The sequence below is a fragment of the Methylobacterium sp. E-046 genome, from assembly GCF_022829625.1.
Classification (GTDB): domain Bacteria; phylum Pseudomonadota; class Alphaproteobacteria; order Rhizobiales; family Beijerinckiaceae; genus Methylobacterium; species Methylobacterium longum.
Genome location: NZ_JAKSYP010000212.1, coordinates 251,549 through 272,210 on the forward strand (window position 1 = coordinate 251,549; position 20,662 = coordinate 272,210).

Annotated in this window: 19 protein-coding genes; 9 read left to right on the top strand and 10 right to left on the bottom strand. The window is 70.2% G+C overall.

Annotated features, from left to right (window positions below; genetic code table 11):
- Both MKK82_RS23225 and MKK82_RS23230 read right to left on the bottom strand, forming a co-directional pair.
- Nucleotides 1-2,034, bottom strand: coding sequence for an FUSC family protein (locus MKK82_RS23225; RefSeq protein WP_243986935.1), 2,034 nt, complete (start codon nt 2,032-2,034; stop codon nt 1-3).
- 129 nt (nt 2,035-2,163) lie between these two features.
- Entirely contained in the window at nt 2,164-2,454 is a 291-nt protein-coding gene (locus MKK82_RS23230; protein ID WP_243986945.1) for a hypothetical protein, read from the bottom strand.
- 240 nt (nt 2,455-2,694) lie between these two features.
- Here MKK82_RS23230 and MKK82_RS23235 point away from each other — a divergent pair, with 240 nt between their 5' ends.
- Nucleotides 2,695-3,330, top strand: a complete 636-nt coding sequence (locus MKK82_RS23235; protein WP_238285422.1) for a glutathione S-transferase N-terminal domain-containing protein — start codon at nt 2,695-2,697, stop codon at nt 3,328-3,330.
- A gap of 7 nt (nt 3,331-3,337) precedes the next feature.
- On the opposite strand, the gene MKK82_RS23240 is transcribed toward MKK82_RS23235, so the two are convergent.
- Nucleotides 3,338-3,799: a DUF2147 domain-containing protein gene (locus MKK82_RS23240; protein ID WP_238285421.1), complete on the bottom strand. Its 462-nt coding sequence runs from the start codon at nt 3,797-3,799 to the stop codon at nt 3,338-3,340.
- 267 nt (nt 3,800-4,066) lie between these two features.
- Here MKK82_RS23240 and ndk point away from each other — a divergent pair, with 267 nt between their 5' ends.
- Both ndk and MKK82_RS23250 read left to right on the top strand, forming a co-directional pair.
- Nucleotides 4,067-4,489, top strand: coding sequence for a nucleoside-diphosphate kinase (gene ndk / locus MKK82_RS23245; protein WP_238285420.1), 423 nt, complete (start codon nt 4,067-4,069; stop codon nt 4,487-4,489).
- A gap of 167 nt (nt 4,490-4,656) precedes the next feature.
- A complete protein-coding gene (locus MKK82_RS23250; protein ID WP_238285419.1) occupies nt 4,657-5,022 on the top strand; it encodes a hypothetical protein in 366 nt (121 codons plus the stop codon).
- Between the two features lie 228 nt (nt 5,023-5,250).
- On the opposite strand, the gene purN is transcribed toward MKK82_RS23250, so the two are convergent.
- Complete coding sequence (gene purN, locus MKK82_RS23255; protein ID WP_238285418.1) at nt 5,251-5,907, bottom strand: phosphoribosylglycinamide formyltransferase; 657 nt, start codon at nt 5,905-5,907, stop codon at nt 5,251-5,253.
- Nucleotides 5,907-6,986, bottom strand: coding sequence for a phosphoribosylformylglycinamidine cyclo-ligase (purM, locus tag MKK82_RS23260; protein ID WP_238285417.1), 1,080 nt, complete (start codon nt 6,984-6,986; stop codon nt 5,907-5,909). Before purM ends, purN begins: the two co-directional genes overlap by 1 nt.
- A gap of 141 nt (nt 6,987-7,127) precedes the next feature.
- On the opposite strand from purM, the gene MKK82_RS23265 reads away from it, so the two are divergent.
- The 4 genes from MKK82_RS23265 to ppx all read left to right on the top strand — a co-directional run bounded on the left by MKK82_RS23265 (nt 7,128) and on the right by ppx (nt 13,304).
- Nucleotides 7,128-8,252 carry an AI-2E family transporter gene (locus tag MKK82_RS23265; RefSeq protein ID WP_243986947.1) on the top strand — a complete coding sequence of 375 codons (1,125 nt, stop codon included), beginning with the start codon at nt 7,128-7,130 and terminating at the stop codon, nt 8,250-8,252.
- 28 nt (nt 8,253-8,280) lie between these two features.
- Complete coding sequence (locus MKK82_RS23270; protein WP_238285414.1) at nt 8,281-8,991, top strand: DnaA/Hda family protein; 711 nt, start codon at nt 8,281-8,283, stop codon at nt 8,989-8,991.
- A gap of 105 nt (nt 8,992-9,096) precedes the next feature.
- Entirely contained in the window at nt 9,097-11,478 is a 2,382-nt protein-coding gene (locus MKK82_RS23275) for an RNA degradosome polyphosphate kinase (RefSeq protein ID WP_243986949.1), read from the top strand.
- A gap of 284 nt (nt 11,479-11,762) precedes the next feature.
- Nucleotides 11,763-13,304 (top strand): exopolyphosphatase, encoded by a 1,542-nt coding sequence (gene ppx, locus MKK82_RS23280; RefSeq protein ID WP_238285410.1) that lies wholly within the window; start codon nt 11,763-11,765, stop codon nt 13,302-13,304.
- A gap of 228 nt (nt 13,305-13,532) precedes the next feature.
- Here the strand turns inward: ppx and MKK82_RS23285 are convergent, their stop codons facing one another.
- Both MKK82_RS23285 and MKK82_RS23290 read right to left on the bottom strand, forming a co-directional pair.
- Nucleotides 13,533-14,978, bottom strand: coding sequence for an acetamidase/formamidase family protein (locus MKK82_RS23285; protein ID WP_243986951.1), 1,446 nt, complete (start codon nt 14,976-14,978; stop codon nt 13,533-13,535).
- An 82-nt stretch (nt 14,979-15,060) separates the two neighbouring features.
- On the bottom strand, nt 15,061-17,391 hold the full coding sequence (locus tag MKK82_RS23290; RefSeq protein WP_279603215.1) for an NADP-dependent malic enzyme: 2,331 nt from the start codon (nt 17,389-17,391) through the stop codon (nt 15,061-15,063).
- Nucleotides 17,392-17,469: 78 nt separating this feature from the next.
- Between MKK82_RS23290 and MKK82_RS23295 the strand changes: the two genes are divergently transcribed.
- Both MKK82_RS23295 and MKK82_RS23300 read left to right on the top strand, forming a co-directional pair.
- Nucleotides 17,470-18,147 carry a CatB-related O-acetyltransferase gene (locus MKK82_RS23295; protein ID WP_279603235.1) on the top strand — a complete coding sequence of 226 codons (678 nt, stop codon included), beginning with the start codon at nt 17,470-17,472 and terminating at the stop codon, nt 18,145-18,147.
- Nucleotides 18,144-18,395 (top strand): DUF3297 family protein, encoded by a 252-nt coding sequence (locus MKK82_RS23300; protein WP_238285408.1) that lies wholly within the window; start codon nt 18,144-18,146, stop codon nt 18,393-18,395. The genes MKK82_RS23295 and MKK82_RS23300 overlap by 4 nt, the downstream gene beginning before the upstream one ends.
- Here MKK82_RS23300 and MKK82_RS23305 read toward each other — a convergent pair.
- From MKK82_RS23305 to MKK82_RS23315, 3 genes are read right to left on the bottom strand one after another with little or no spacing between them, the layout of a single operon-like run.
- A complete protein-coding gene (locus MKK82_RS23305) occupies nt 18,365-18,694 on the bottom strand; it encodes a hypothetical protein (RefSeq protein ID WP_238285407.1) in 330 nt (109 codons plus the stop codon). The genes MKK82_RS23300 and MKK82_RS23305 overlap by 31 nt on opposite strands.
- Nucleotides 18,691-19,767, bottom strand: a complete 1,077-nt coding sequence (locus tag MKK82_RS23310; RefSeq protein ID WP_238285405.1) for an acyltransferase family protein — start codon at nt 19,765-19,767, stop codon at nt 18,691-18,693. Before MKK82_RS23310 ends, MKK82_RS23305 begins: the two co-directional genes overlap by 4 nt.
- Nucleotides 19,764-20,630 (bottom strand): glycosyltransferase family 2 protein, encoded by an 867-nt coding sequence (locus MKK82_RS23315; RefSeq protein ID WP_238285697.1) that lies wholly within the window; start codon nt 20,628-20,630, stop codon nt 19,764-19,766. The genes MKK82_RS23310 and MKK82_RS23315 overlap by 4 nt, the downstream gene beginning before the upstream one ends.
- Between the last annotated feature and the right edge of the window lie 32 nt (nt 20,631-20,662).

Here is a 20,662-nt window from a genome sequence, read left to right on the forward strand (position 1 = left end):
TCAGAATAGCGCGATTCCGAGGCGTTGGAGGAATCGCCGATGGCGCGCGATGGTTCGAGCCGCCGTGATGAGGTCGCTCGCCGCCCGCGCCGTGGTGAGCCGCACCGCTCGACTTGCCGGCGAGGCGGCCCGGATCAGGTCGCGGGCCGCCGTCTCGAGCGCCCGGTCGTTCCCGGCCGCGAGGCCGCTGCCCGCCCGGCGGATCGATTCGCGCAGCTCCGCCGCGGGCCAGAGGCGGCGGAGCTCGGCGTGCGCGCGGGCGGCGGCAGCCTCCAGCCTGGCCAGCGCGAAGGCGTGCGCGAGATTCGCCCGCCGCACGGCGCCGCTGCCCGAGCTGTAGGCGGCGAACTGGAAGAGCCGGTCGGCGTTCAGGCTGGTGCGCGTTGTGGCGTCGCCGCCTTCCCCGACGAGGGCGTCGGCGAGGTCGCGCCGCGCCGAATCGAGGGCGAAGGCGCGCCGCTGTGCGGGTGTGATCGGGAGGAGCAGGCGGACCACGATCGACAGGATCACCGACGACACGACCACCAGGAACGCGTTCAGCAGGAAAGTCTGGGCGTCGTAGCTCTGCGGGTTCGCGGGGCCGAGCAGGACGGGGAAGAATACGATTACGATGAAGCCGATGCCGAAGGTCTTGCGATTCAGCGACAGGAAGCACCCGAAGAAGATGACCGGTGCCATGACCATCGCGAGCATGGGGAAGCCCTGCACGCCGTTCAGGAAGACAAACCGCGCGATGCCCGCGAGCGTGGCGGCGGTGCACATCCCGATCACGACGCCGTTGGCGAATTTCTTAGGGTCCGGGGTGACCGACGACAGCGCGGCCGTCGCCGCCACCTGAACCAGCGCGAAGGTGGCCTGCGGCAGGCCGAGCGCCAGGAAGGCCGCGGCCGTCACGGCGAAACCGATGGCGACCCGCAGGGCGCCCCGGAGGGCGACCTGGAAGTCGCGGTGTGTCGGCAGGCGCGCATCGCGCAGCGGCCGGTGCCCGTCCGCGAGGGCGCGAAGCCCGTCCTGCGCGAAGGTCGCCGCGCAGACGAAGTCGAGGGCCCGCTGCAGCACCACGATCTCGTCCAGCGGTCGGTGGCCATCGCGGATCGCCGCATCGACGAGGTCGCGCAGGCGCTCGTCGTCCCGGTCGAGAATCTCGACGTCGGGCGCATCGGCGACCCGGCGGCAGATCGCCAGCGCCTCCGCCACGGCGGGCCCTGGGGTCCGCAGGCAGGACGTGGCGGCGGCCACCGCGCGGATCGCCGCCGCCATGACGTAGAGCGCGGCGATGCAGCTGCGCGCGCCCGCGGCGCGGAACGATCCGTCGTCGAGTTCGCCCGCGATGGCGCTGGCATCGGCGCGCATCGGCGCGATCGTGCGGATCAGGGCCGCGGTCCGCGCCGGTCCGAGATCCCCCGCCGTCAGCGTCTCGCAGGCGTAGGCCCGCGTCCCGTCCCAGGCACCGCGGAGTTGCGGCAGCAGCGCCCGCCACGTGCTCGGCGAGGCGAGCGCGTCGTTGATGAAGGTGATCACGACGATCCCGAGCACGATCACGGCGACCCGGGAGACGGCGGCGTCGAAAGTGCCCTGCGGTTCGTCGATCTGGCCGAGCGCGATGATCGCGACCGTGTAACCGGACAGCATCGCGCCGTAGGCCCGGGTGTCCTGCAGGTACTGCGCGACGAACACGCAGAGCCCGAGCCACACCGTGAAGGAAACGAGCAGCAGCACCCGGTCCTGCCCGAACAGGGCCATCAGCACGATCGACACGGCCGCGCCGAGCAGCGTGCCGAGCAGCCGGTAGATCGCCTTCGAGATCGCCTGACCGCGCTTCGGTTGGGCGAGGATGGCCACGCACGTCGCGGCCGAGGAGGCGCTGTCGAGCTGCAGCCAGAAGGCGAGCGCCAGCGCGAGCATCATGGCAATCCAGATGCGCAACGCGAAGGCCCAGGCCGCCGGCTTCGGAACCCAGTCGTCGAGGACCGCGACGACGCGATCCACGATCGACCTTTGCGTCCGGCCTGCGGCGGCGGCGGCCTCAGCCATGCTCGGCCCGGCGGTGAGCGCGCGGCCGTGAGTGTCGCCGCTGAGGCCGATCCGTCATGACCTCACGCTCCCGGTGATCCGCGGCTCCGGGGAAAGGAACGGTCGAAATGCGCCGCGGTTCGCGATCCATCAGGCTTTGTCGTTACCCTTCAGGCGCTTGTTGCACTTGCTCCAGAACTGCGGCCATTTCGGCCCCTGCGCGGTCTTCTGCGCATCCGTGAGGCCGCGCCACTCGGCGCCGCACTTCTTCTGGCGGTCGCGGGCCGCGGTCTGCCCCGGGCTCGGCTGCTTCGCAGCCGGCGCGGCGGCCGGCGCTTCGGTCGCCGCGGGAGCCTTCGCGGGCGCGTCCTTGGCGAGGACGGGGTGCGTGACGAGGAGCGGCACGGATAGGGCCGCGAGTCTGGCGAGTCGGACGATCATCGGAATTTCCCCCTGAGCGTCGCGACGACGCCCAGTGTTCAGTGTCGCCGCCCAACCGCAGCCGCGGCAAGCCGGTGCTGCCGTCTGCCAACAGGCACCGCGCCCCTTTCTCGCAAACGTGAGACGCGGCAAGGCGTAACCCTTGAGCGCGGGCGGGAAATCGTCTTCACTGAGAAGGTTGTCCGGAGCCAGCGGAGGTCCACCGCATCGCCGACAATCCGGTCGAGGAGCAGACAGAGCATGGCAGCGGTGTCCGGGCGGCCGATCGACGTCCATACCTGGAGCACGCCGAACGGCTGGAAGATCCCAATCATGCTGGAGGAGTGCGGCCTCCCCTACAGGATCGTTCCGGTGAACATCGCCAAGAACGAGCAGTTCGCCGCGGATTTCCTGGCAATATCGCCCAACAACAAGATTCCGGCGATCGTCGACCCGGACGGACCGGGCGGGCAGCCGATCTCCGTCTTCGAATCGGGTGCGATCCTGCAGTATCTCGGCCGCAAGACCGGCCAATTCTATCCCGCCGACGAACGCGCGCGCGTCGTCGTCGATGAGTGGCTGTTCTGGCAGGTGGCGGGCTTCGGGCCGATGCTCGGCCAGACGCACCACTTCAAGATCTACGCGCCCGAGAAGGTGCCGTACGCGATCGAGCGCTTCACCGCGGAAGCCAAGCGTCTCTACGGCGTGCTGGAGCGGCGGCTCGAGGGACGGGCCTACTTGGCCGACGATTACTCGATCGCCGACATCGCGACGTTCACCTGGGCGAAGCTCAACTTCAAGCAGGGCGTCGACATCGCCACCCTGCCGAACGTGGCCCGATGGCTGGACGGCATCCTGGCGAGGCCGGCGGTGCAGCGCGGCCTCGCGTCGATCTGACCGACGGTCAGTTCTTGTTGGCGGCCTGCTGGTTCACGTCCGGCACCTTGGTCCAGGTCTGGGAGCCGCACAGCACCTTGAGCATGCAGCCGGAGACGCTGAGTTCGGCCTCGCTCTCGCGCTCAAGGCTGACCGTGTAGATCTTGCCTTCCTCGATATTGTAGAGTTCTCCCGTGAACTTCTCATCGTCGGGCTTGAGACCTTCGATGAGCTGAAGCCCGATCACCGGGCGGGCGCGCTTCTTAGGATCGGGATTCTTGAGGTCGGTGCGGGGGGCGCCGCCGTCGTTCGGCACCTTGAGCCAGACGACCTTGCCGCAGACGAGCTTCTGGCCCGGGCCGCAGCGGTCGATGCGGATCTTGGCGCGGCCGTCGCCGGTGAGCCAAGTGCCGGAGGGGTCCTTGCCGGTGTCGGCGGCAGCGGCGGAGAGGCCGGTGAGAAGCAGGGCGGCGCTGAGAGCGAGTCGCATGGTTCGTCTCCGGGATTGGGGCGTTGCGGACGCCCGGGGTGGACGAAATCGGTCGATGCGCGACTGAGCCGCCGCAATCGGGCGATTTTTCGGCGGTGTTGCGGCAGCGCCACGGCCACGCTTGGCCGGTCGGGTTCCGATCCGTGGCTTGAGACACCGGGGGGCGCCCGCTATAAGCCCGTCGCCGAAGCGAAATTCTCGCTGCCGCGGCGCGTCCGGACTTCCGGCGCGCCGCACATTCTTTTCCACAGACAGACCGGACGCACCATGGCCACCGAGCGCACCTTCTCGATCCTGAAGCCCGACGCGACGCGGCGGAACCTGACCGGCGCGGTGAACGCGGTGATCGAGGAGGCGGGCCTGCGCATCGTCGGCCAGCGTCGCATCCGCATGACCAAGGACCAGGCCGAGAAGTTCTACGAGGTCCACAAGGAGCGGCCGTTCTTCGGCGAGCTCGTCACCTTCATGACCTCCGGCCCGGTAGTGGTTCAGGTGCTCGAGGGCGAGAACGCGGTGGCCAAGTACCGTGAGGTCATGGGCGCCACGAACCCGGCCCAGGCCGCCGAGGGCACCATCCGCAAGAAGTTCGCCGAGTCGGTCGGCGAGAACACCGTCCACGGCTCGGACAGCGCTGAGAACGCCAAGATGGAGATCGCGCAGTTCTTCCAGGACTCCGATATCGCCGCCTGACGGCGAGGGCGGTGGCGGCTCGGGCACACCTTCCCGCCATCGTCCGGCACCGCATCCGCCAGGGCGGTGAATGCCGCCCTGTGTGACCGAGCCGTCCTTGACGGAATGGAGCCCGGAAGAGTCCAACGGCTGAGCTTGACCAATCCCAGCCCTGGACCATCACGACCATGACGATGCGCCGCCTGCCCCTGCTGATCGCGACCGGACTGTTCGCCCTCGGCGCGACCGCCGCCCTCGCGGGCGGCTCCCCGGCTCCGTTCCAGCAGTACGAGCCGGATCCGGCCCTGAAGACCGCCACCAAGTCCAACCTCGAGGGCCGGGTGCGCCACGCCTGCACGGTCGTCCAGGCCCGCCTGACCAGCGCACCCGAGGCATCCCTGGAGCGTCCCTGCGGATGCTACGCCCGCCAGACGCTGCGCAGCCTCGACGCGACGGAGATCGAGGCCTACCGGGTCACCGGCTACTTCAACGATTCTGCCCGCGCGAAGGCGCTCGCGGCGCTGGACAGCTGCAAGCTGCAGCGCCCGGTCTGAGGAGCGCGCGGGGTTGCTTCGGTCCGCCGCCCACGCGCGAGCGCGGCGAAGCAACCCGGGGAAGCGGGACGTCGTGGCGCGCGGCGCCGCCGGATCGCCGCGCGCCGCCCCGTGGCATCGCAACGGCCGGTACCGTCGGCGACTCGCGCGGTTCGAAGTCGTGCCGCGTCGCACGTCAGGACGACGGAGTGGGGCGGGATCAGCCGGATCGGGGCGCCGGACAGGACCTCAGAGGCTGAACAGCACGCCGTCCGGCGCCGCGTCGGCGATCTCCACGCGATCGCCCTCCAGGCGCGCGCGGCCGCCCGCCACCAGGGCGAGCACCTCCGGGTAGAGGCGGCGTTCCTGCACGATCACGCGATCCGCGAGGCTGTCCGGATCGTCGCCCTGCCGAACCGGGATCGCCGCTTGAGCGACGATCGGGCCCGCGTCGAGTTCGGGCACGACGAAATGGACCGTGCAGCCGTGCAGACGCACGCCGGCCTCGAGCGCCTGCCGGTGCGTGTGCGTACCCTTGAACAAGGGCAGGAGCGACGGGTGGATGTTCAGCATCCGGCCCGCCCAGGACGCGACGAAATCCGGCGTCAGGATCCGCATGAAACCCGCGAGGCACACGAGGTCAACGTCCGCCCCGCGCAGAGCGGCGTCGAGGGCGGCATCGAAGGCGGCGCGGTCGGCGAAGGCCTTGTGGTCGATGGTCCGTGTCGGGATGCCGGAGGCCGCCGCCCTGGCGAGGCCGGCGGCCTCCGGACGGTTCGAGACGACCAGCACAATCTCGGCCGGATAGGCGGGATCCCGCGCCGCCTCCAGCAACGCCACCATGTTCGAGCCGCGCCCCGAGATCAGGACGGCGACGCGGGTCCTGCGGCTGCGGACGGTCGCCATCAGAGGGCGAGGCGACCGCTGAAGGTCACCGGCTCGGAGCCCCGCTCCGTGATCCGCCCGAGGCGGACCGGGGTCTCGCCGGCCCGGGTCAGGGCTTCGTCGACGTCGTCCACCGAGTCGGCGGCAGCGATCACCACCATGCCGATCCCGCAATTGAAGGTGCGCAGCATCTCCGCCTCGGCGACGCCGCCCTCGCGGGCGAGCCAACCGAAGACCGGCGGCGGCGTCACCGCGTCGAGGTCGATGGCGATGCCGACCTCGTCGGGCAGGACCCGGGGCAGGTTATCGGGGAATCCGCCACCCGTGATGTGGGCGAGCGCCCGGATCCCCTCCGTCGCGCCGAGCGCCGCCAGGAGCGGCTTCACGTAGATGCGGGTGGGCTCCAGCAGCGCCTCGCCGAGGCTGCGACCGGCATCGAACGGCGCCGGTGCGTCCCAGGCGAGACCGGTCTTGGCGACGATCCGGCGGACCAGCGAGAAGCCGTTGGAATGGACGCCGGAGGAGGGCAGGCCCAGCACCACGTCGCCGGGGCGGATGCCGGGGCGCGGCAGCAGCGTGCCGCGCTCGGCGGCGCCCACGGAGAATCCCGCGAGGTCGTAGTCGGAGCCGTCGTAGAGGCCCGGCATCTCGGCAGTCTCGCCGCCGATGAGCGCGCAGCCCGCCTGACGGCAGCCTTCGGCGATGCCGCGCACGATGTCGGCGCCGACCCCCGGGACCAGCTTGCCGGTGGCGTAGTAGTCGAGGAAGAACAGCGGCTCGGCACCCTGGACGATGATGTCGTTCACGCACATCGCCACGAGATCGATGCCGATCGTGTCGTGGCGGCCGGTCTCGATGGCGATCTTGACCTTGGTGCCGACGCCGTCGTTGGCCGCGACCAGGATCGGGTCGCGGAAGCCCGCGGCCTTCAGGTCGAACAATCCGCCGAACCCGCCGATCTCCGCATCGGCACCGGGTCGCCGGGTCGATCGCACCAGCGGCTTGATCGTCTCGACCATGGCGTTGCCGGCATCGATGTCGACGCCCGCCGCCGCGTAGGTCAGCCCCGTCTTCGGCTCCTTGCCGTCCCTGGCCGTCATGCCCGCGCAACCTCGTTCGATAAGGAACCCGCTCTAGCGACTTACGACGCGGCGCGCGAGTCGGCCGAGCGGGCGCCTTGATCGGCGTGCGCCGCATACCCACTCTGCGCGCTGGCGGATGTCCGCAGGGGGAGCATCTTCGTGCGCACACGGGCTGTGATCGGGCTGGCCGCCGTGGTCGCCTTCGGACTCGTGGTTTACCTGCTCCGCGAGGTGATGCTGCCCTTCGTGGCCGGCATCACCCTGGCCTATCTCCTCGATCCCCTGGCCGACCGGCTGGAGCGGCTCGGACTCGGGCGGCTGGCGGCGAGCCTGATGATCCTGGCCCTGTTCGTCGTCACGCTGGTGGTGACGCTGCTGATCCTGGTTCCGCTCGCGGCCAATCAGGTCGTCGCCCTCGTCAACGCCCTTCCGGGAATGGTGTCGCGGCTCCAGGCGATCATCGCCGAGCGCTCCGGTACGCTCCTCGAACGGGTCGGCGGCGCGGATGTGCTGACCGAGCTGCAATCCTCCGTCGGCACCCTCGCGACGCAGGCGGGGACGTGGCTCCTGGCCTTCCTGAAGTCGCTGTGGTCGGGCAGCCAGGCGCTGATCTCGATCGCGTCGCTGCTGGTCGTGACGCCGGTGGTCGCGTTCTACATCCTCGTCGACTGGGACCGGATGGTTGCGGCGATCGACGGCTGGGTGCCTCCGCGGCACCGGGCGACGGTGCGGGACCTCGCCCGCCAGATCGACGGGGCGGTCACCGGCTACGTCCGCGGCCAGACGCTGGTCTGCCTCATCCTCGGCAGCTTCTACGCGGTCGGCCTCTGGCTCGTTGGCCTCAACTTCGGCGTGCTGATCGGGCTGATCGCCGGGTTCCTGACCTTCATCCCCTACGTCGGCACCCTCACGGGCTTCCTGCTCTCGGTGGGCGTGGCGCTGGTCCAGTTCTGGCCATCCGCCGATTGGCTGCATCTCGGCCTGACCGTCGGCGTGTTCCTGGTGGGCCAGTTCCTGGAGGGCAACGTCGTCTCGCCGAAGCTCGTGGGCGATTCGACCGGGCTGCACCCCGTCTGGCTGATGTTCGCGCTGCTGGCCTTCGGCACGCTGTTCGGCTTCGTCGGGCTGCTGCTCGCCGTACCGATCGCGGCCTCGATCGGCGTGCTCGTGCGGTTCGCCCTGGCCCGGTATCTCGAAAGCCGCCTCTATCACGCCGGACAACCGGTCCTGATTGAGCATAACGTCGAGCATGGCGCAGCCTTGACCTCCGCGGGCGCGGGATGATGCTGGACGCCGCAATCCTGGACGACGCATGCGCGAGAATGCACCACCGCGGCAGCTGGCCTTCGACCTGCCGCTCGATCCCCGGTACGGGCGCGAGGACTTCCTCGTGGGACCGGCCAACGAGGCCGCCTACACGCTGATCGAGGCGTGGCCGGACTGGCCCGACAGCGTGCTGGTGCTGACGGGGCCGCCCGGCAGCGGCAAGAGCCACTTGGCGGCGATCTGGGCTGAGCGCGCCCATGCCTGGACCATCCCGGCCTCCGAAGTCGGCGCCGACGCGGTCCAGCACCTCGTCTCGAACGGCGCGCTGGTCATCGAGGACGTTGACCGGGCCGAGAATCGCGACGAGGCGGCCCTGTTTCACCTGCTCAACCGCGCGCGGGAGCGGGCCTGCCCGGTGCTGCTGACCAGCGCCACCGGGATCGACGCCCTCGGTCTCGCCACGCCCGATCTGCGTTCGCGGCTGCGGCTCGCCCCGCGCATCGCCATTGAGGCGCCGGACGACGCCCTCCTGCGCGCCGTCCTGGTCAAGCTGTTCGTCGACCGGCAGCTCGTTGTCGATCTCGGCGTCATCGATTCGCTGGCGCTGCGGATCGACCGGTCCCTGGGCCGCGCCCGCGACGTGGTCGCCGAGTTGGACCGCGACGCCCTCGGCCGCGGGCGCCGCATCAGCCGGCCGCTCGCCCTGGCGGTGCTGCGGCGCATGGGCCTGGACGACGAGTCCGATCCGCATGGCTGAGCGCGGAATGCGGCTCCCGTCACGAAACTGTCGTGATGGCCGCCGGTCTTGAGTGATACAGGCTCCGCCACCTTGCGGAGCCACGGGAAGAGACAGGAACCGGGGATGGAATCGACGCAGAAGCCCATGGATCGCGACGCTGCCGACGAGGCAGCGGAGCCCCGTCGGCGCTCGGCGGCCAGTCCGACAGCGCGGCGCGCCCCCGCGGTCAAGCGTGCCGCGGCCGAGCTCGCCAGCGGCGCGGCGGATCCCGCGGGCCCCGTCCCGGATGCCAACGACGAGTGGCCGGCGGCGGCCTCCCCGTCGGAGCTGGCGACGGGCGCGGCGCGGGAGTCGGTGGTCGAGGCCGGGCGCTCGCTGCGCCATTCGCCGGAGCGGTTCGTGAACCGGGAGCTGTCCTGGCTCCAGTTCAACCGTCGCGTTCTGGAGGAGGCGTCCAATCCGAACCATCCGCTCCTGGAGCGGCTGCGCTTCCTCTCCATCTCCGCCAACAACCTCGACGAGTTCTTCATGGTCCGCGTGGCCGGCCTGATCGATCAGGTGCGGGCTGGCCTGACGGTCCCGTCGCAGGACGGCCTGTCGCCCTCCGAGCAACTCCTGCGCATCGGCGCCGAGGTCTCGCGGCTGGCCGCCGACCAGCAGGCCCGCTGGCGTGAGCTGCGCGAGGAACTGCACGCCGCCGATATCGCCATCGTCGAGCCTGCCTCGCTCACCGCGGAGCAGGCGGCGTGGCTGGAGGAATACTTCCTCAACCACGTCTTCCCGGTGCTGACGCCCCTCGCGATCGATCCGGCCCACCCGTTCCCCTTCATCCCGAACCTCGGAACGACCATCGCGCTGATGCTGGTGCGGCCGAAGGACGGCAGGGTTTTGCGTGCCCTGATCCGTCTGCCCGGGGTCATCGACAGGTACGTGCGCCTGCCGGTGAGCGACAGCGACACCGCCGCGCGGCTGATCCCGATCGAGCAGGTGATCGGGATGTTCACGGGGCGGCTGTTCCCGGGCTACCTCGTCAAGGGCAGCGGCGCCTTCCGCGTCGTGCGCGACTCCGACCTCGAGATTGAGGAGGAGGCCGAGGATCTGGTCCTCCACTTCGAGACCGCCCTCAAGCAGCGGCGCCGCGGCGTCGTGATCCGCCTCGAGGTCGAGTCCGGCATGTCGGAGGACCTGCGCAGCTTCGTGGCGGACGAGCTCGAGATCTCGTCGGACGCGATCTTCCTGGTGGAGGGGATGCTCGCGCTCAACGAGCTGTCCCAGGTGGTCGGGATCGATCGGCCGGACCTGAAGTTCAAGCCCTACAATCCGCGCTTCCCGGAGCGGATCCGCGAGAGCGGCGGCGACGTGTTCGCGGCGATCCGGCAGAAGGACTTCATCGTCCACCACCCCTACGAGTCGTTCGATTCGGTGGTGCAGTTCCTGGCCCAGGCCGCCCGAGACCCGAACGTCGTGGCGATCAAGCAGACGCTGTACCGGACATCGTCGAACTCGCCGATCGTCGCGGCCCTCGCCGAGGCGGCGGAACTCGGCAAGTCGGTCACGGCCCTCGTGGAGCTGAAGGCCCGCTTCGACGAGGAAGCGAATATCCGCTGGGCGCGCAACCTCGAGAAGGCAGGCGCGCAGGTGGTGTTCGGCTTCGTCGAGCTGAAGACCCACGCCAAGCTGTCGCTGGTGGTTCGGCGCGAGGGCGAGAAGCTCGTCACCTACTGCCACGTCGGCACCGGCAACTATCACCCGATCACGGCCCGCATCTACACGGACCTGTCGTTCTTCACCGCGGACCCGGCGATCGCCCGGGACGTGTCGCGGATCTTCAACTTCATCACGGGCTACGCCGAGCCCGCGGAGCTGGAGCGGATGGCCGTCTCGCCGCTGACGGCGAAGAACAAGCTGCTCGAGCACATCGAGGCCGAGGTGGCCCATGCCAGGGCCGGACGCCCGGCGGCGATCTGGATCAAGTGCAACTCGCTGGTCGACGGCCAGATCATCGACGCCCTGTACGACGCCTCGGGAGCCGGCGTTCAGATCGACTGCGTGGTGCGCGGCATCTGCTGCCTCCGGCCCGGAATCCCCGGCCTGTCGGAGACGATCCGGGTGAAGTCGATCGTCGGGCGCTTCCTGGAGCACGGCCGGATCTACGCGTTCGGCAACGGCGTCGGGCTGCCCCACCCCAAGGCGACGGTCTACATCTCGTCGGCCGACCTGATGAGCCGGAACCTCGACAGACGCGTCGAGGCGCTGCTGCCGATCACCAACGCCACGGTGCATCAGCAGGTGCTCGATCAGATCATGCTGGCCAACCTCTTGGACAACCGCCAGAGCTGGCGGCTGCTGGCTTCCGGGGGCTGCGAGCGGATCCAGCCTGCGGAGGGCGAGGAGCCGTTCAACGCGCACAAGTACTTCATGACCAACCCGAGCCTCTCGGGCCGCGGCAAGGCCTCGAAGAAGTCGAGTCCGCGGGCCCTGAGCCGGCGGGCGCAGCGCGGCTGAACGGCCGGCCTGTGCACAACAGGCTCAAGAGGTTTCGCAGGACCGCGGTGCGGTTCTGCGCGAAGAACTTGCGCGCGATCCAAGATCTGCGCAAACGAAGGGCCCGGCCGCCGACGCAGAGGCGCACGATGTCCGCGTCGCCGACCGGGATACCTGTGCGGCGACCGGCACATGACATGACCGATCCGGACCCGGCCTCGATTGGACCGCCATCGACTGCGGCTCTAGATTGCACCGACGGTGCGCAAGTCGGGCCCGTCGCGCTCGAGCAAGGACACGGACGTTTGGGCAGCCCTCGCGCCAATCTCATCCTCGCCCATTCCGCGGACCCGACCGTGGAGGCGGCGCGATCCCCGATCGCCATCATCGATATCGGGTCCAACTCGGTCCGCCTCGTCGCCTATGACGGTCTGTCCCGGGCGCCGACCCCGCTCTACAACGAGAAGGTCCTCTGCGGACTGGGCCGCAATGTCCTCACCACGGGGCGGCTGAACGAGGAGGCGGTGGCCCGGGCACTCGCCGCCTTGGCCCGGTTCCGGGTGCTGTGCGAGACCATGCGGGTGGGCCGGGTCTTCGTTTTGGCGACCGCGGCGGCCCGCGACGCCGCGAACGGGCCGGACTTCCTGCGCGCCGCCGAGGCGGCCTGCGGACAGGAGATCCAGCTTCTCTCCGGGCGGCGCGAGGCGGAGCTGTCGGCGCTGGGCGTGATCTCGGGCTTCCACGCGCCGGATGGCGTCGTCGGCGATCTCGGCGGCGGATCGCTCGAGCTCGTGGACGTGCGCGGGAGCATCGTCGGCCAGGGCGTGACCATGCCGCTCGGCGGCCTCGCCCTGCAGGATCTCTCTGGCGGCTCGGTGAAGAAGGCCGCCAAGATCGTGCGTGAGCACATGCGCAAGGCGGCTCCGCAACTGGAGACCCTGCGCGGCCGGACCTTTTACGCGGTCGGCGGCACGTGGCGGGCGCTCGCGCGGCTCCATCAGGCTGCCCGCGGCTATCCCGTCCACGTGATGCATGGCTACACCGTGGAGCCCACCGACGAGCTGACCTTCCTCCAGATCGTCGAGCAGACCGACGTGTCGCTGCTCCAGGACGTCGATGCCATCTCGGAGGCCCGGCGCCCCCTTCTCGCGTACGGCGCCGCGGTGCTGGAGGAGATCATCCGGGTCGGGCGACCGCGCGAGCTGGCAATCTCGGCCTCGGGCGTGCGCGAAGGCCTGCTGTTCGAGCAGCTCGACCGCGATGTCCGCCTGATCGATCCGCTGCTCGCCTCGGCGGCGGAGTTCAATGCCCTGCGCGCCCGCTCCCCGCGCCACGGGGAGGAGCTGATCGCCTGGACGGATCGCTTCGTGGAGACGCTGGACGGGCACGAGACCGCCGACGAGCGCCGCCTGCGCCACGCGGGCTGCCTGCTCTCGGACGTGGGCTGGCGCGCCCATCCGGACTATCGCGACGAGCAGAGCATCGCGGCGATCCAGAACGCAGCCTTCGTGGGCGTCGACCATCCGGGGCGGGCCTATCTCGCCCTGGCGGTCTCGCTCCGGCATACCGGCCTCGCCCTCGAGAAGGCCAACCCGATCCTGCGCAGCGTGGCGGGAACGCGCTTGTTCGAGCGGGCGCGCCTCCTCGGTGCCCTGTTGCGCGTCGCCTACCCGATCTCGGCCGGGATGGGGGGAGCCCTGGGTCGGGCGCCCCTCACCGTCGTGGACGGGCGCGTGACCTTGCGGCTGTCCCGCGACTGGGAGGCCCTGAGCGGCGACCGCCTGCTGAACCGCATCCGCGGTCTCGGCCGTATCGTCGGCCTGGAAGGACGAATCGAGATCGTCTGAGCGGCCCGGTCCCCTCGCTCAACGCCGGAGGCGACCGCGCCGCCTCACCTGTATGTCGGATGCGCGTGGCTCGATTGCCCCTCCCGGACGGTGCTGGCCTGCTGCCGCGCCGTCATCTGCGGGCTGCCGCAGCGGAGCCGGGGTTCCGGCTACGCAGATGCAACGAGCATTTGCCCCGGGGCGGCTCCGGCGCGCGATCGGGATTCGCGCTGCCCCTGACGGAACCCCTCAGGCGGCGCGATCGGCGAAGATCGCCTTCTTGACCACGGCGTGGACGCCCCAGTTGCCGTCCACCACCTGGGTGATCCCGAAATCGACCGCCACCGACATCAGCGAGATCGCCTCGTCCTCGGTCAGCCCCTTCGCGTGCATCAGGAACTGGCGCATCTTCCGGAAGGCGTCGCGCATGGCGAGGTCGACGGAGGATTTCTGGAAGATCGCGGTCTGCGCGTCCGGACCGAGGTCGCGCAGGTAGTTCGGGTAGCTGAAGCCGGACAGCACCCAATCCTCGCGCGTCTCGATCATCGGGAAGTCGAGGGCCTCCAGCGGCGTGCCGGGGAGATCGGCCTTCTTGTGCAGGATGAACTGGAAGGTGCCGGTGAGCGAGCACTCGATCGCGGTGCCGCACAATTCGGAATCGCCCTGGCTGGCATGGGGATCGCCCACCGAGAACAGGGCGCCCGGGACCGCCACCGGGTAGTACAGGGTCGCGCCCTTCCCGATCCGCCAGTTGTCGATGTTGCCGCCGGTGTAGCTCGGTGGAATCGAGTTGACCCGGTCGGCCTCCGCGGGCGCCACGCCCATCGTGCCAAAATGCGGGCGGATCGGCACCCGGATGCCCTTGAGCACCTCGAAGGTCTTCTGCGTCTTCGTGTGGTCCACCGGCAGGCCGGGATAGTCGATGGTCGGGTGGTCGACGCCGAACGGGTCGGTCACGCCGGGCCAGCGGAAGCTGTAGACCGCCCGGGCCCAGTCACGCTCGCCGGTGGCGTCGACCTCGTAGATCGTCACGACCTCCCGCGGCTTATCGCCGGTGATCAGGTCGTTGTAGTGGTAGCCCCACCAGGCGGCCGCGTTGCTGCCGAAGGTCAGCCCCTTGTACTTGGGATTGGCGCAGGGGCGGGGGGCCACGTCGAGAATTCGGACCTCCAGAACGTCCCCTGGCTCGGCACCGCGGATCGCCACGGGGCCGGTGCAGATATGCACCCCGAGGCCGCCGCCGGGGCCGACCTTGGCGTCGAGGGCGCCCGCGCCCCGGGGCGAGACGCCCATCTTGTCCTTCGTCCAGAGATAGACGCTCTCGGCGCCGGGATCGCCCTGGATCATGCGCTCGGCGTCGTCGCTGGCTTGGTGGGTCAGAGTCTCGATGGTGACGTAGTCGCCCGAGCCGATCTCGACCTGCGGCGTGAGGCTCCGGCTGAAGAAGCCCCAGTGCACGGTCTCGGCGTTGGCCGGCAGGTGGTAATGCGCGGTCGCGGCGATCTTGGCTCCACTCGCCTGGGCGAGGGCGGGGCTCACGAGCGACGGTCCGGCCGCCGCGAAGGCCGCGGCCGCCGCGCCGGTCGCCACGAAGCTGCTCTTCAGGAAGGCGCGCCGCTCCGGCTCCAGGTCCCGCCGCAGGCCGCGGCGATGCGCCTCGAAGGCGTGGCAGTTCGGATCATCGCCCTGGCACATGGTGTCGACTTCCGTGGCTCGCCTTCCCCCGAAAACGGCCAAGCAAATCGACGGCCACTCTCGCGGCCGTCGCGGGGCGGCCTCACTCGGAGATCATCCCGAGCCCGGCCTCCTCGGGCTTCGGCGCGGGCGCCTCGTCCGCCTGCGCCTCGACGACGGCGGCGGCCGTGACGTTGACGATGCCGCGCGCGGTCACCGAGGGCGTCAGGATGTGGGCGGGCTTGGCCGGGCCGATCAGCAGGGGGCCGACCGGCAGGGCATCCGCCAGCACCTTGGCGAACTGGAAGGCGATGTTGGCCGCGTCGAGATTCGGGAAGATCAGGACGTTGGCCGCCCCCTTCAGCCGCGACCCGGGCAGCACCCGCTCCCGGACCATCTCGTTGAGGGCCGAATCCGCCTGCATCTCGCCGTCGACCTGAAGCTCCGGATCGCGCCGCTGCAGGAGCGCGAGGGCCTCGCGCATCTTCATGGCGGACGGCGAATCCGACTGTCCGAAATCCGAGTGGCTCAGGAGCGCGATCTTGGGCGTCATCCCGAAGCGGCTGACGTGGCTTGCGCAGGCCTGCGCCACGTCAGCGATCTCCTCGGCGGTCGGATTCTGGCGGACATGGGTATCGGCCAGGAAGTAGGCGCCGTTGTGAGTCACCACGAGGCTCATCGCGGCGCATTGTTCCACACCGGGCGCGAGCCCGATCACGTCACGGATGATGCGCAGGCGCGTCTCGAACCGGCCCTCGAGGCCGCAGATGAGCGCGTCGGCCTCACCGCGGCGGACCGCGATGGCGCCGATGACGGTGCTGTTGGTGCGCACCAGCGTGCGCGCCGCGTCGGGCGTGATGCCCCGGCGGCCCGCCACCTCCAGATAGGTCTGAACGTAGGCGCGGTAGCGGGGATCGTCCTCGGGATCGATCAGCTCGAAGTCGCGGCCGTGCTCGATCGACAGGCCGAAGCGCTTGAGCCGGGTCTCGACGACCCGCGGCCGGCCGACCAGGATCGGGAAGGCGACCTTGTCCTCGACGATCGCCTGGACCGCGCGCAGCACGCGCTCGTCCTCGCCCTCGGCGTAGATCACCCGCTTGGGCTCGGCCTTCGCCTTCGAGAACAGCGGCTTCATGATGAGGCCGGATCGATGCACGAACCGGTCGAGGCTGTCGGCGTAGGCCTCGAAATCCGCGAGCGGCCGGCCGGCGACGCCCGAATCCATCGCGGCCTTGGCCACCGCGGGGGCGATGCGCAGGATCAGGCGCGGGTCGAAGGGGCTCGGGATCAGCGATTTCGGACCGAACGGGCGGGCCTCGCCGCCATAGGCGCGGGCGACCACGTCCGAGGTGGTCTCGTGCGCCAGGCCCGCGATCGCCTTGACGGCAGCCTTCTTCATCTCCTCGTTGATCTTGTGGGCGCCGACATCGAGCGCGCCGCGGAAGATGTAGGGGAAGCACAGGACGTTATTGACCTGGTTCGGGAAGTCCGACCGGCCGGTGCAGATCATCGCGTCCGGCCGCTCCTTCTCGGCCAGATCCGGCATGATCTCCGGATAGGGGTTGGCGAGCGCCATGATCAGCGGCTTCTCGGCCATCTCCTTCAGGTATTCAGGCTTCAGCACGCCGCCGGCCGAGAGGCCGATGAACACGTCGGCGCCCGGAATGACCTCGGCCAGCGTCCGCTTGTCGGTGTCCTGGGCGTAGACGTCCTTCCACCGATCCATCAGCTCGGCGCGGCCCTTGTAGACGACGCCCTTAATGTCGGTAACCGTGATGTTCTCGCGGGTGGCGCCGAGGGATACGAGCAGGTTGAGGCACGCCAGGGCCGCCGCGCCGGCACCGGACGTCACGATCCGGACGTCGGACAGGTTCTTGCCGGCGAGCTCCAGGCCGTTGAGGACGGCGGCCGCCACGATGATCGCGGTGCCGTGCTGGTCGTCGTGGAAGACCGGGATGTTCATCCGGGCCCGGCACTGCTCCTCGACCTCGAAGCACTCGGGGGCCTTGATGTCCTCGAGGTTGATGCCGCCGAACGTCGGCTCCAGGGCGCAGACCACGTCCACGAGCTTGGACACGTCCTTCTGGTCGACCTCGATGTCGAACACGTCGATGCCGGCGAATTTCTTGAACAGGACGGCCTTGCCCTCCATCACGGGCTTCGAGGCCAGCGGGCCGATATCGCCCAGGCCCAGCACGGCCGTGCCGTTGGAGAGCACCGCCACGAGGTTCTGGCGGATGGTGAGGGTCGCGGCCTCCTGGGGATCGTCGTGGATCGCCATGCAGGCGGCGGCGACGCCGGGCGAGTAGGCCAGCGCGAGGTCGCGCTGGTTGCCCAGCGGCTTGGTGGCCTGGATCTCCAGCTTTCCCGGCTTGGGCAGGCGGTGGTAGACGAGCGCCCCGGCCTTGAGGTCCTCGGACATGTTATCGGCCATCGCCCACGCTCCCGCTCACCTGCTTTCCCGAGGACGACGCGATCGCGCATCGCACCGGTTTGCGTCTTGATCGGTCTGTTGCACCGGCTGCGCAGGGGGCGCAACCCGCATAACGAGACCCGCGTCCACCTCGCCAAGCTGGCGAAGCGGTACGGGTTTTCCATAGGCGCTTACTCGTACGGGCGTCCCAAGGTGCGCTTTGCCGAGAGCGGGCGGCGGCTGACGATCGGCCGCTATTGTTCCATCGCAGACAAAGTCGAGATCCTGCTCGGTGGCGACCATCGCCTCGACTGGGCGTCTACCTATCCCTTCGCGGCGATGCGCGGCCTGTTCCCGGACGCGCGGGCACCGGAGGATTATCACGCCTCCCGGGGCGACGTGGTCATCGGGCACGATGTCTGGCTGGGATCCGGCTGCATGATCCTCTCCGGGGTCACGATCGGGCCGGGTGCGGTCGTCGCCGCCCGGGCGGTGGTGACCCGCGACGTGCCGGCCTACGCGGTGGTGGCGGGCAACCCGGCCCGGGTGGTGCGGCACCGCTTCGACGAGGCCACCGCGAAGGCGCTGGAAGCCGCCGCCTGGTGGGACCGGCCCCACGAGGTCGTGACGCGCCTCGTGCCGCTCCTGCAGAGCGGCCGGGTCGCGGACCTGCTCGCGGCGTTGCGCACGGGCGCGGATTCCCGTACCGGCGGGGCCGAGTCTCCGCATGATGCCCACAGGGCACACCACGAACCCGACCCGAGAACCGGACAATGACCGACACGCCTCCCGACCGCCTCGCCTCCAACCCGAACAGCCCGTTCTACGACGAGAAACTGCTGGAGCGCGGCGTCGGCGTGCGGTTCAAGGGCGTCGAGAAGACCAACGTCGAGGAGTACTGCGTCAGCGAGGGCTGGGTGCGTCTCTCGGCCGGGAAGACTCTCGACCGCGCCGGAAACCCGATGACCGTCAAGCTGAAGGGCGCCGTGGAGCCCTATTTCCGCGAGCCCGCGGCGGACGTCTGATCGGCCCTCGCGAGGGCCGCCTCGAAGTTCCGAACGGCATCCCGGACGAGCCTTCCGATCTGTTCGGGAGCGCGCGGCCCGTCGATGACGAGGCTTGTGAGGATGTCGGCGCGGCGGGCACGTTGCTTCGCGGTGCGTGCGTGGTTCGACAGCCGCAGGTGCCAGGCGCATTCGGCGCGGCGGAGGTACAGGCTGTCGCCGCGCTCGTTCCGGGCCACGATGGAGAAGCCGTGCTCCTCCAGCAGCCGCGCTGCCTGGGCGAGGGACGCCAGCGGCGGAAGCGCCCTGTCGGCGCTCACGGCCCGGCGGGCTCGATCGTGCCCAAACGCTTCCGCCCGAGCGCGCGGGCCTTCAGCAACAGGGCCGGTCGCTCGATCCCGTACCACGACAGGGCCGCCACCGGCAGCGTCAGGCCGAGGGCCGGGATCAGGAGGGCCGGGCCGGAAACGTCCGGCCAGAGCGCGTGCAGGCTCTGCTGGACGGGCCAGCCGTAGAGATAGATCCCGTAGGAGAGGTCGGCGGGCGGATCGAACACTCTGTGCGCCAGCGGGCCGAGGGCGAGCCAGACCGCGCCGTAAGCCTCCGCGAGGAACAGGAGAGCCGGGTAGGCCGGCGTCCGCGCGAGGACGACGGCGCCGAAGGTCAGGCAGGCGAGGGCGGCGGCCGAGACGCGTAGCTGCGCGCGCCAGAGATACAGGCACGCGCCGGCGGCGAAGATCATCGGCAGGCGCAGGGCGGTCTCCACGCCCTTCGGCAGATCCGAACCGCGCAGGCCGCTGGCCACCGAGAGGGCCAGCGCCAGTCCCGCCACGATCAGGAGCGCCGGCCAGCGCCGCCGGAGCAGTCCGCACAGGGCGGCGACCACAACCCCCAGGTAGCACAGCACCTCGTATTTGAGGGTCCAGACCGTGCCGAGGGGCGCCCGGTACGGGTTGGCTTCGAAGAGCCCGGGGAGGGCGGCGTTGCTCTTGAAGGTCGTCAGCGTCCCGCGGATGAACGACCACACGGCCGGCTCACGCAGATACTCGGACACGGGCAGGCGGGTCAGCGCGGCGCCCAGCCCCAGCGAAACCACGGTCGTCGCGGCGAGCAAGCCGGGCAGGATCCGCAGGGTCCGGGCGAGGACGTAGTCGCGCAGCCCGCGGCGGTCGCAACTCATGGTGACCAGGAAGCCCGACACGGCGAAGAAGCCGTTCACCGCGTGCTCACCGAGGGTGTAGCCGGTGAGCCGGGCCAGGGGCTCATCCCCGGCAGCGCCGGTGGCGACGCTGAAGGCGTGGGACACGACCACCGCGAGCGCCAGGGCGAGCCGCAGGCCGGTGAAGCCGTTGCGCCGCGCGTCGAGCGCGGTCGCAATTGTCGGCGCACTCATCGGCTCAGACCCTCGCGGGCCAGAGCCGTGCGCCCCAACAGGAACGCGAGAGCCCCGGTGGCGGAGCCGCCGTAGCGCTCCAGCCCGGCCCGGCGCAGGACGACGGCGGACAGGAGCGCTTTGGGCAGGTTGGTCATCAGGTCGGCGAAGCTCGGAGCGCGCAAGCCGTATTTGCGGCTGACATAGGCTCGTGACCACGCCTGGTGCCAGCGTGAGCGGAAGACCCGCCCGGGCTCCGGCGCCGACGAACGGCCGCGGCCGTGCAGTGCCTCGGCGCCGTGGACGTGGATCAGGGCGCGGCCGGAATCCGCCACGCGCCGGCAGAGGTCGTCATCCTCGTAGAACAGGAAGATGTTCTCGTCGAAGCCGCCGAGTTCGATGAACAGGGCGCGGGGCATCATCAGGCAGGCCCCGGAGAGGAACGGTGCGCAGGCATCGCCCTCAGGCAGCGCGCGGCGGCCACCGGGATTGGTCAGATAGGGCGCCAGCAGCGACCGCGCCTGGAAGAAGAAGCGGCCGTCCGGCTCGACGAGGCGGGGCGCGAACAGTCCGGCCTCCGGCCAGGAGCGGGCCGCGTCGCGCAGGGCATCCACGGCGCCGGCGCGCAGGACAACGTCCGGGTTGACGATGAGCACGTGCTCCGCCGTCTCCGCGGCGCGGATGCCCTGGTTGTTGGCGCGGCCGTAGCCCTCGTTGCGGACGTTGCGAATGACCTGCGCGCCGGCGGCCTCCGCGACCGCCGCGGAGGCGTCCCGGCTGGCATTGTCCACGACGATCACCGGCACGCCCTGGCCGGCGAGCGCCCCGATACAGGCGGCGAGCACGTCGGCGCTGTCATGGGCGACCACGACGGCGACGACCATCGCGACGGAGCCCGCCACCGCGCGGCGGATCT

Excerpts from the sequence above, each read along its gene's own strand:
- MKK82_RS23225 (WP_243986935.1), bottom strand. The coding sequence starts at position 2,034 with ATGGCTGAGGCCGCCGCCGCCGCAGGCCGGACGCAAAGGTCGATCGTG.
- MKK82_RS23230 (WP_243986945.1), bottom strand. The coding sequence starts at position 2,454 with ATGATCGTCCGACTCGCCAGACTCGCGGCCCTATCCGTGCCGCTCCTC.
- MKK82_RS23235 (WP_238285422.1), top strand. The coding sequence starts at position 2,695 with ATGGCAGCGGTGTCCGGGCGGCCGATCGACGTCCATACCTGGAGCACG.
- MKK82_RS23240 (WP_238285421.1), bottom strand. The coding sequence starts at position 3,799 with ATGCGACTCGCTCTCAGCGCCGCCCTGCTTCTCACCGGCCTCTCCGCC.
- ndk (WP_238285420.1), top strand. The coding sequence starts at position 4,067 with ATGGCCACCGAGCGCACCTTCTCGATCCTGAAGCCCGACGCGACGCGG.
- MKK82_RS23250 (WP_238285419.1), top strand. The coding sequence starts at position 4,657 with ATGACGATGCGCCGCCTGCCCCTGCTGATCGCGACCGGACTGTTCGCC.
- purN (WP_238285418.1), bottom strand. The coding sequence starts at position 5,907 with ATGGCGACCGTCCGCAGCCGCAGGACCCGCGTCGCCGTCCTGATCTCG.
- purM (WP_238285417.1), bottom strand. The coding sequence starts at position 6,986 with ATGACGGCCAGGGACGGCAAGGAGCCGAAGACGGGGCTGACCTACGCG.
- MKK82_RS23270 (WP_238285414.1), top strand. The coding sequence starts at position 8,281 with ATGCGCGAGAATGCACCACCGCGGCAGCTGGCCTTCGACCTGCCGCTC.
- MKK82_RS23275 (WP_243986949.1), top strand. The coding sequence starts at position 9,097 with ATGGAATCGACGCAGAAGCCCATGGATCGCGACGCTGCCGACGAGGCA.
- MKK82_RS23285 (WP_243986951.1), bottom strand. The coding sequence starts at position 14,978 with ATGTGCCAGGGCGATGATCCGAACTGCCACGCCTTCGAGGCGCATCGC.
- MKK82_RS23290 (WP_279603215.1), bottom strand. The coding sequence starts at position 17,391 with ATGGCCGATAACATGTCCGAGGACCTCAAGGCCGGGGCGCTCGTCTAC.
- MKK82_RS23300 (WP_238285408.1), top strand. The coding sequence starts at position 18,144 with ATGACCGACACGCCTCCCGACCGCCTCGCCTCCAACCCGAACAGCCCG.
- MKK82_RS23310 (WP_238285405.1), bottom strand. The coding sequence starts at position 19,767 with ATGAGTGCGCCGACAATTGCGACCGCGCTCGACGCGCGGCGCAACGGC.
- MKK82_RS23315 (WP_238285697.1), bottom strand. The coding sequence starts at position 20,630 with ATGGTCGTCGCCGTCGTGGTCGCCCATGACAGCGCCGACGTGCTCGCC.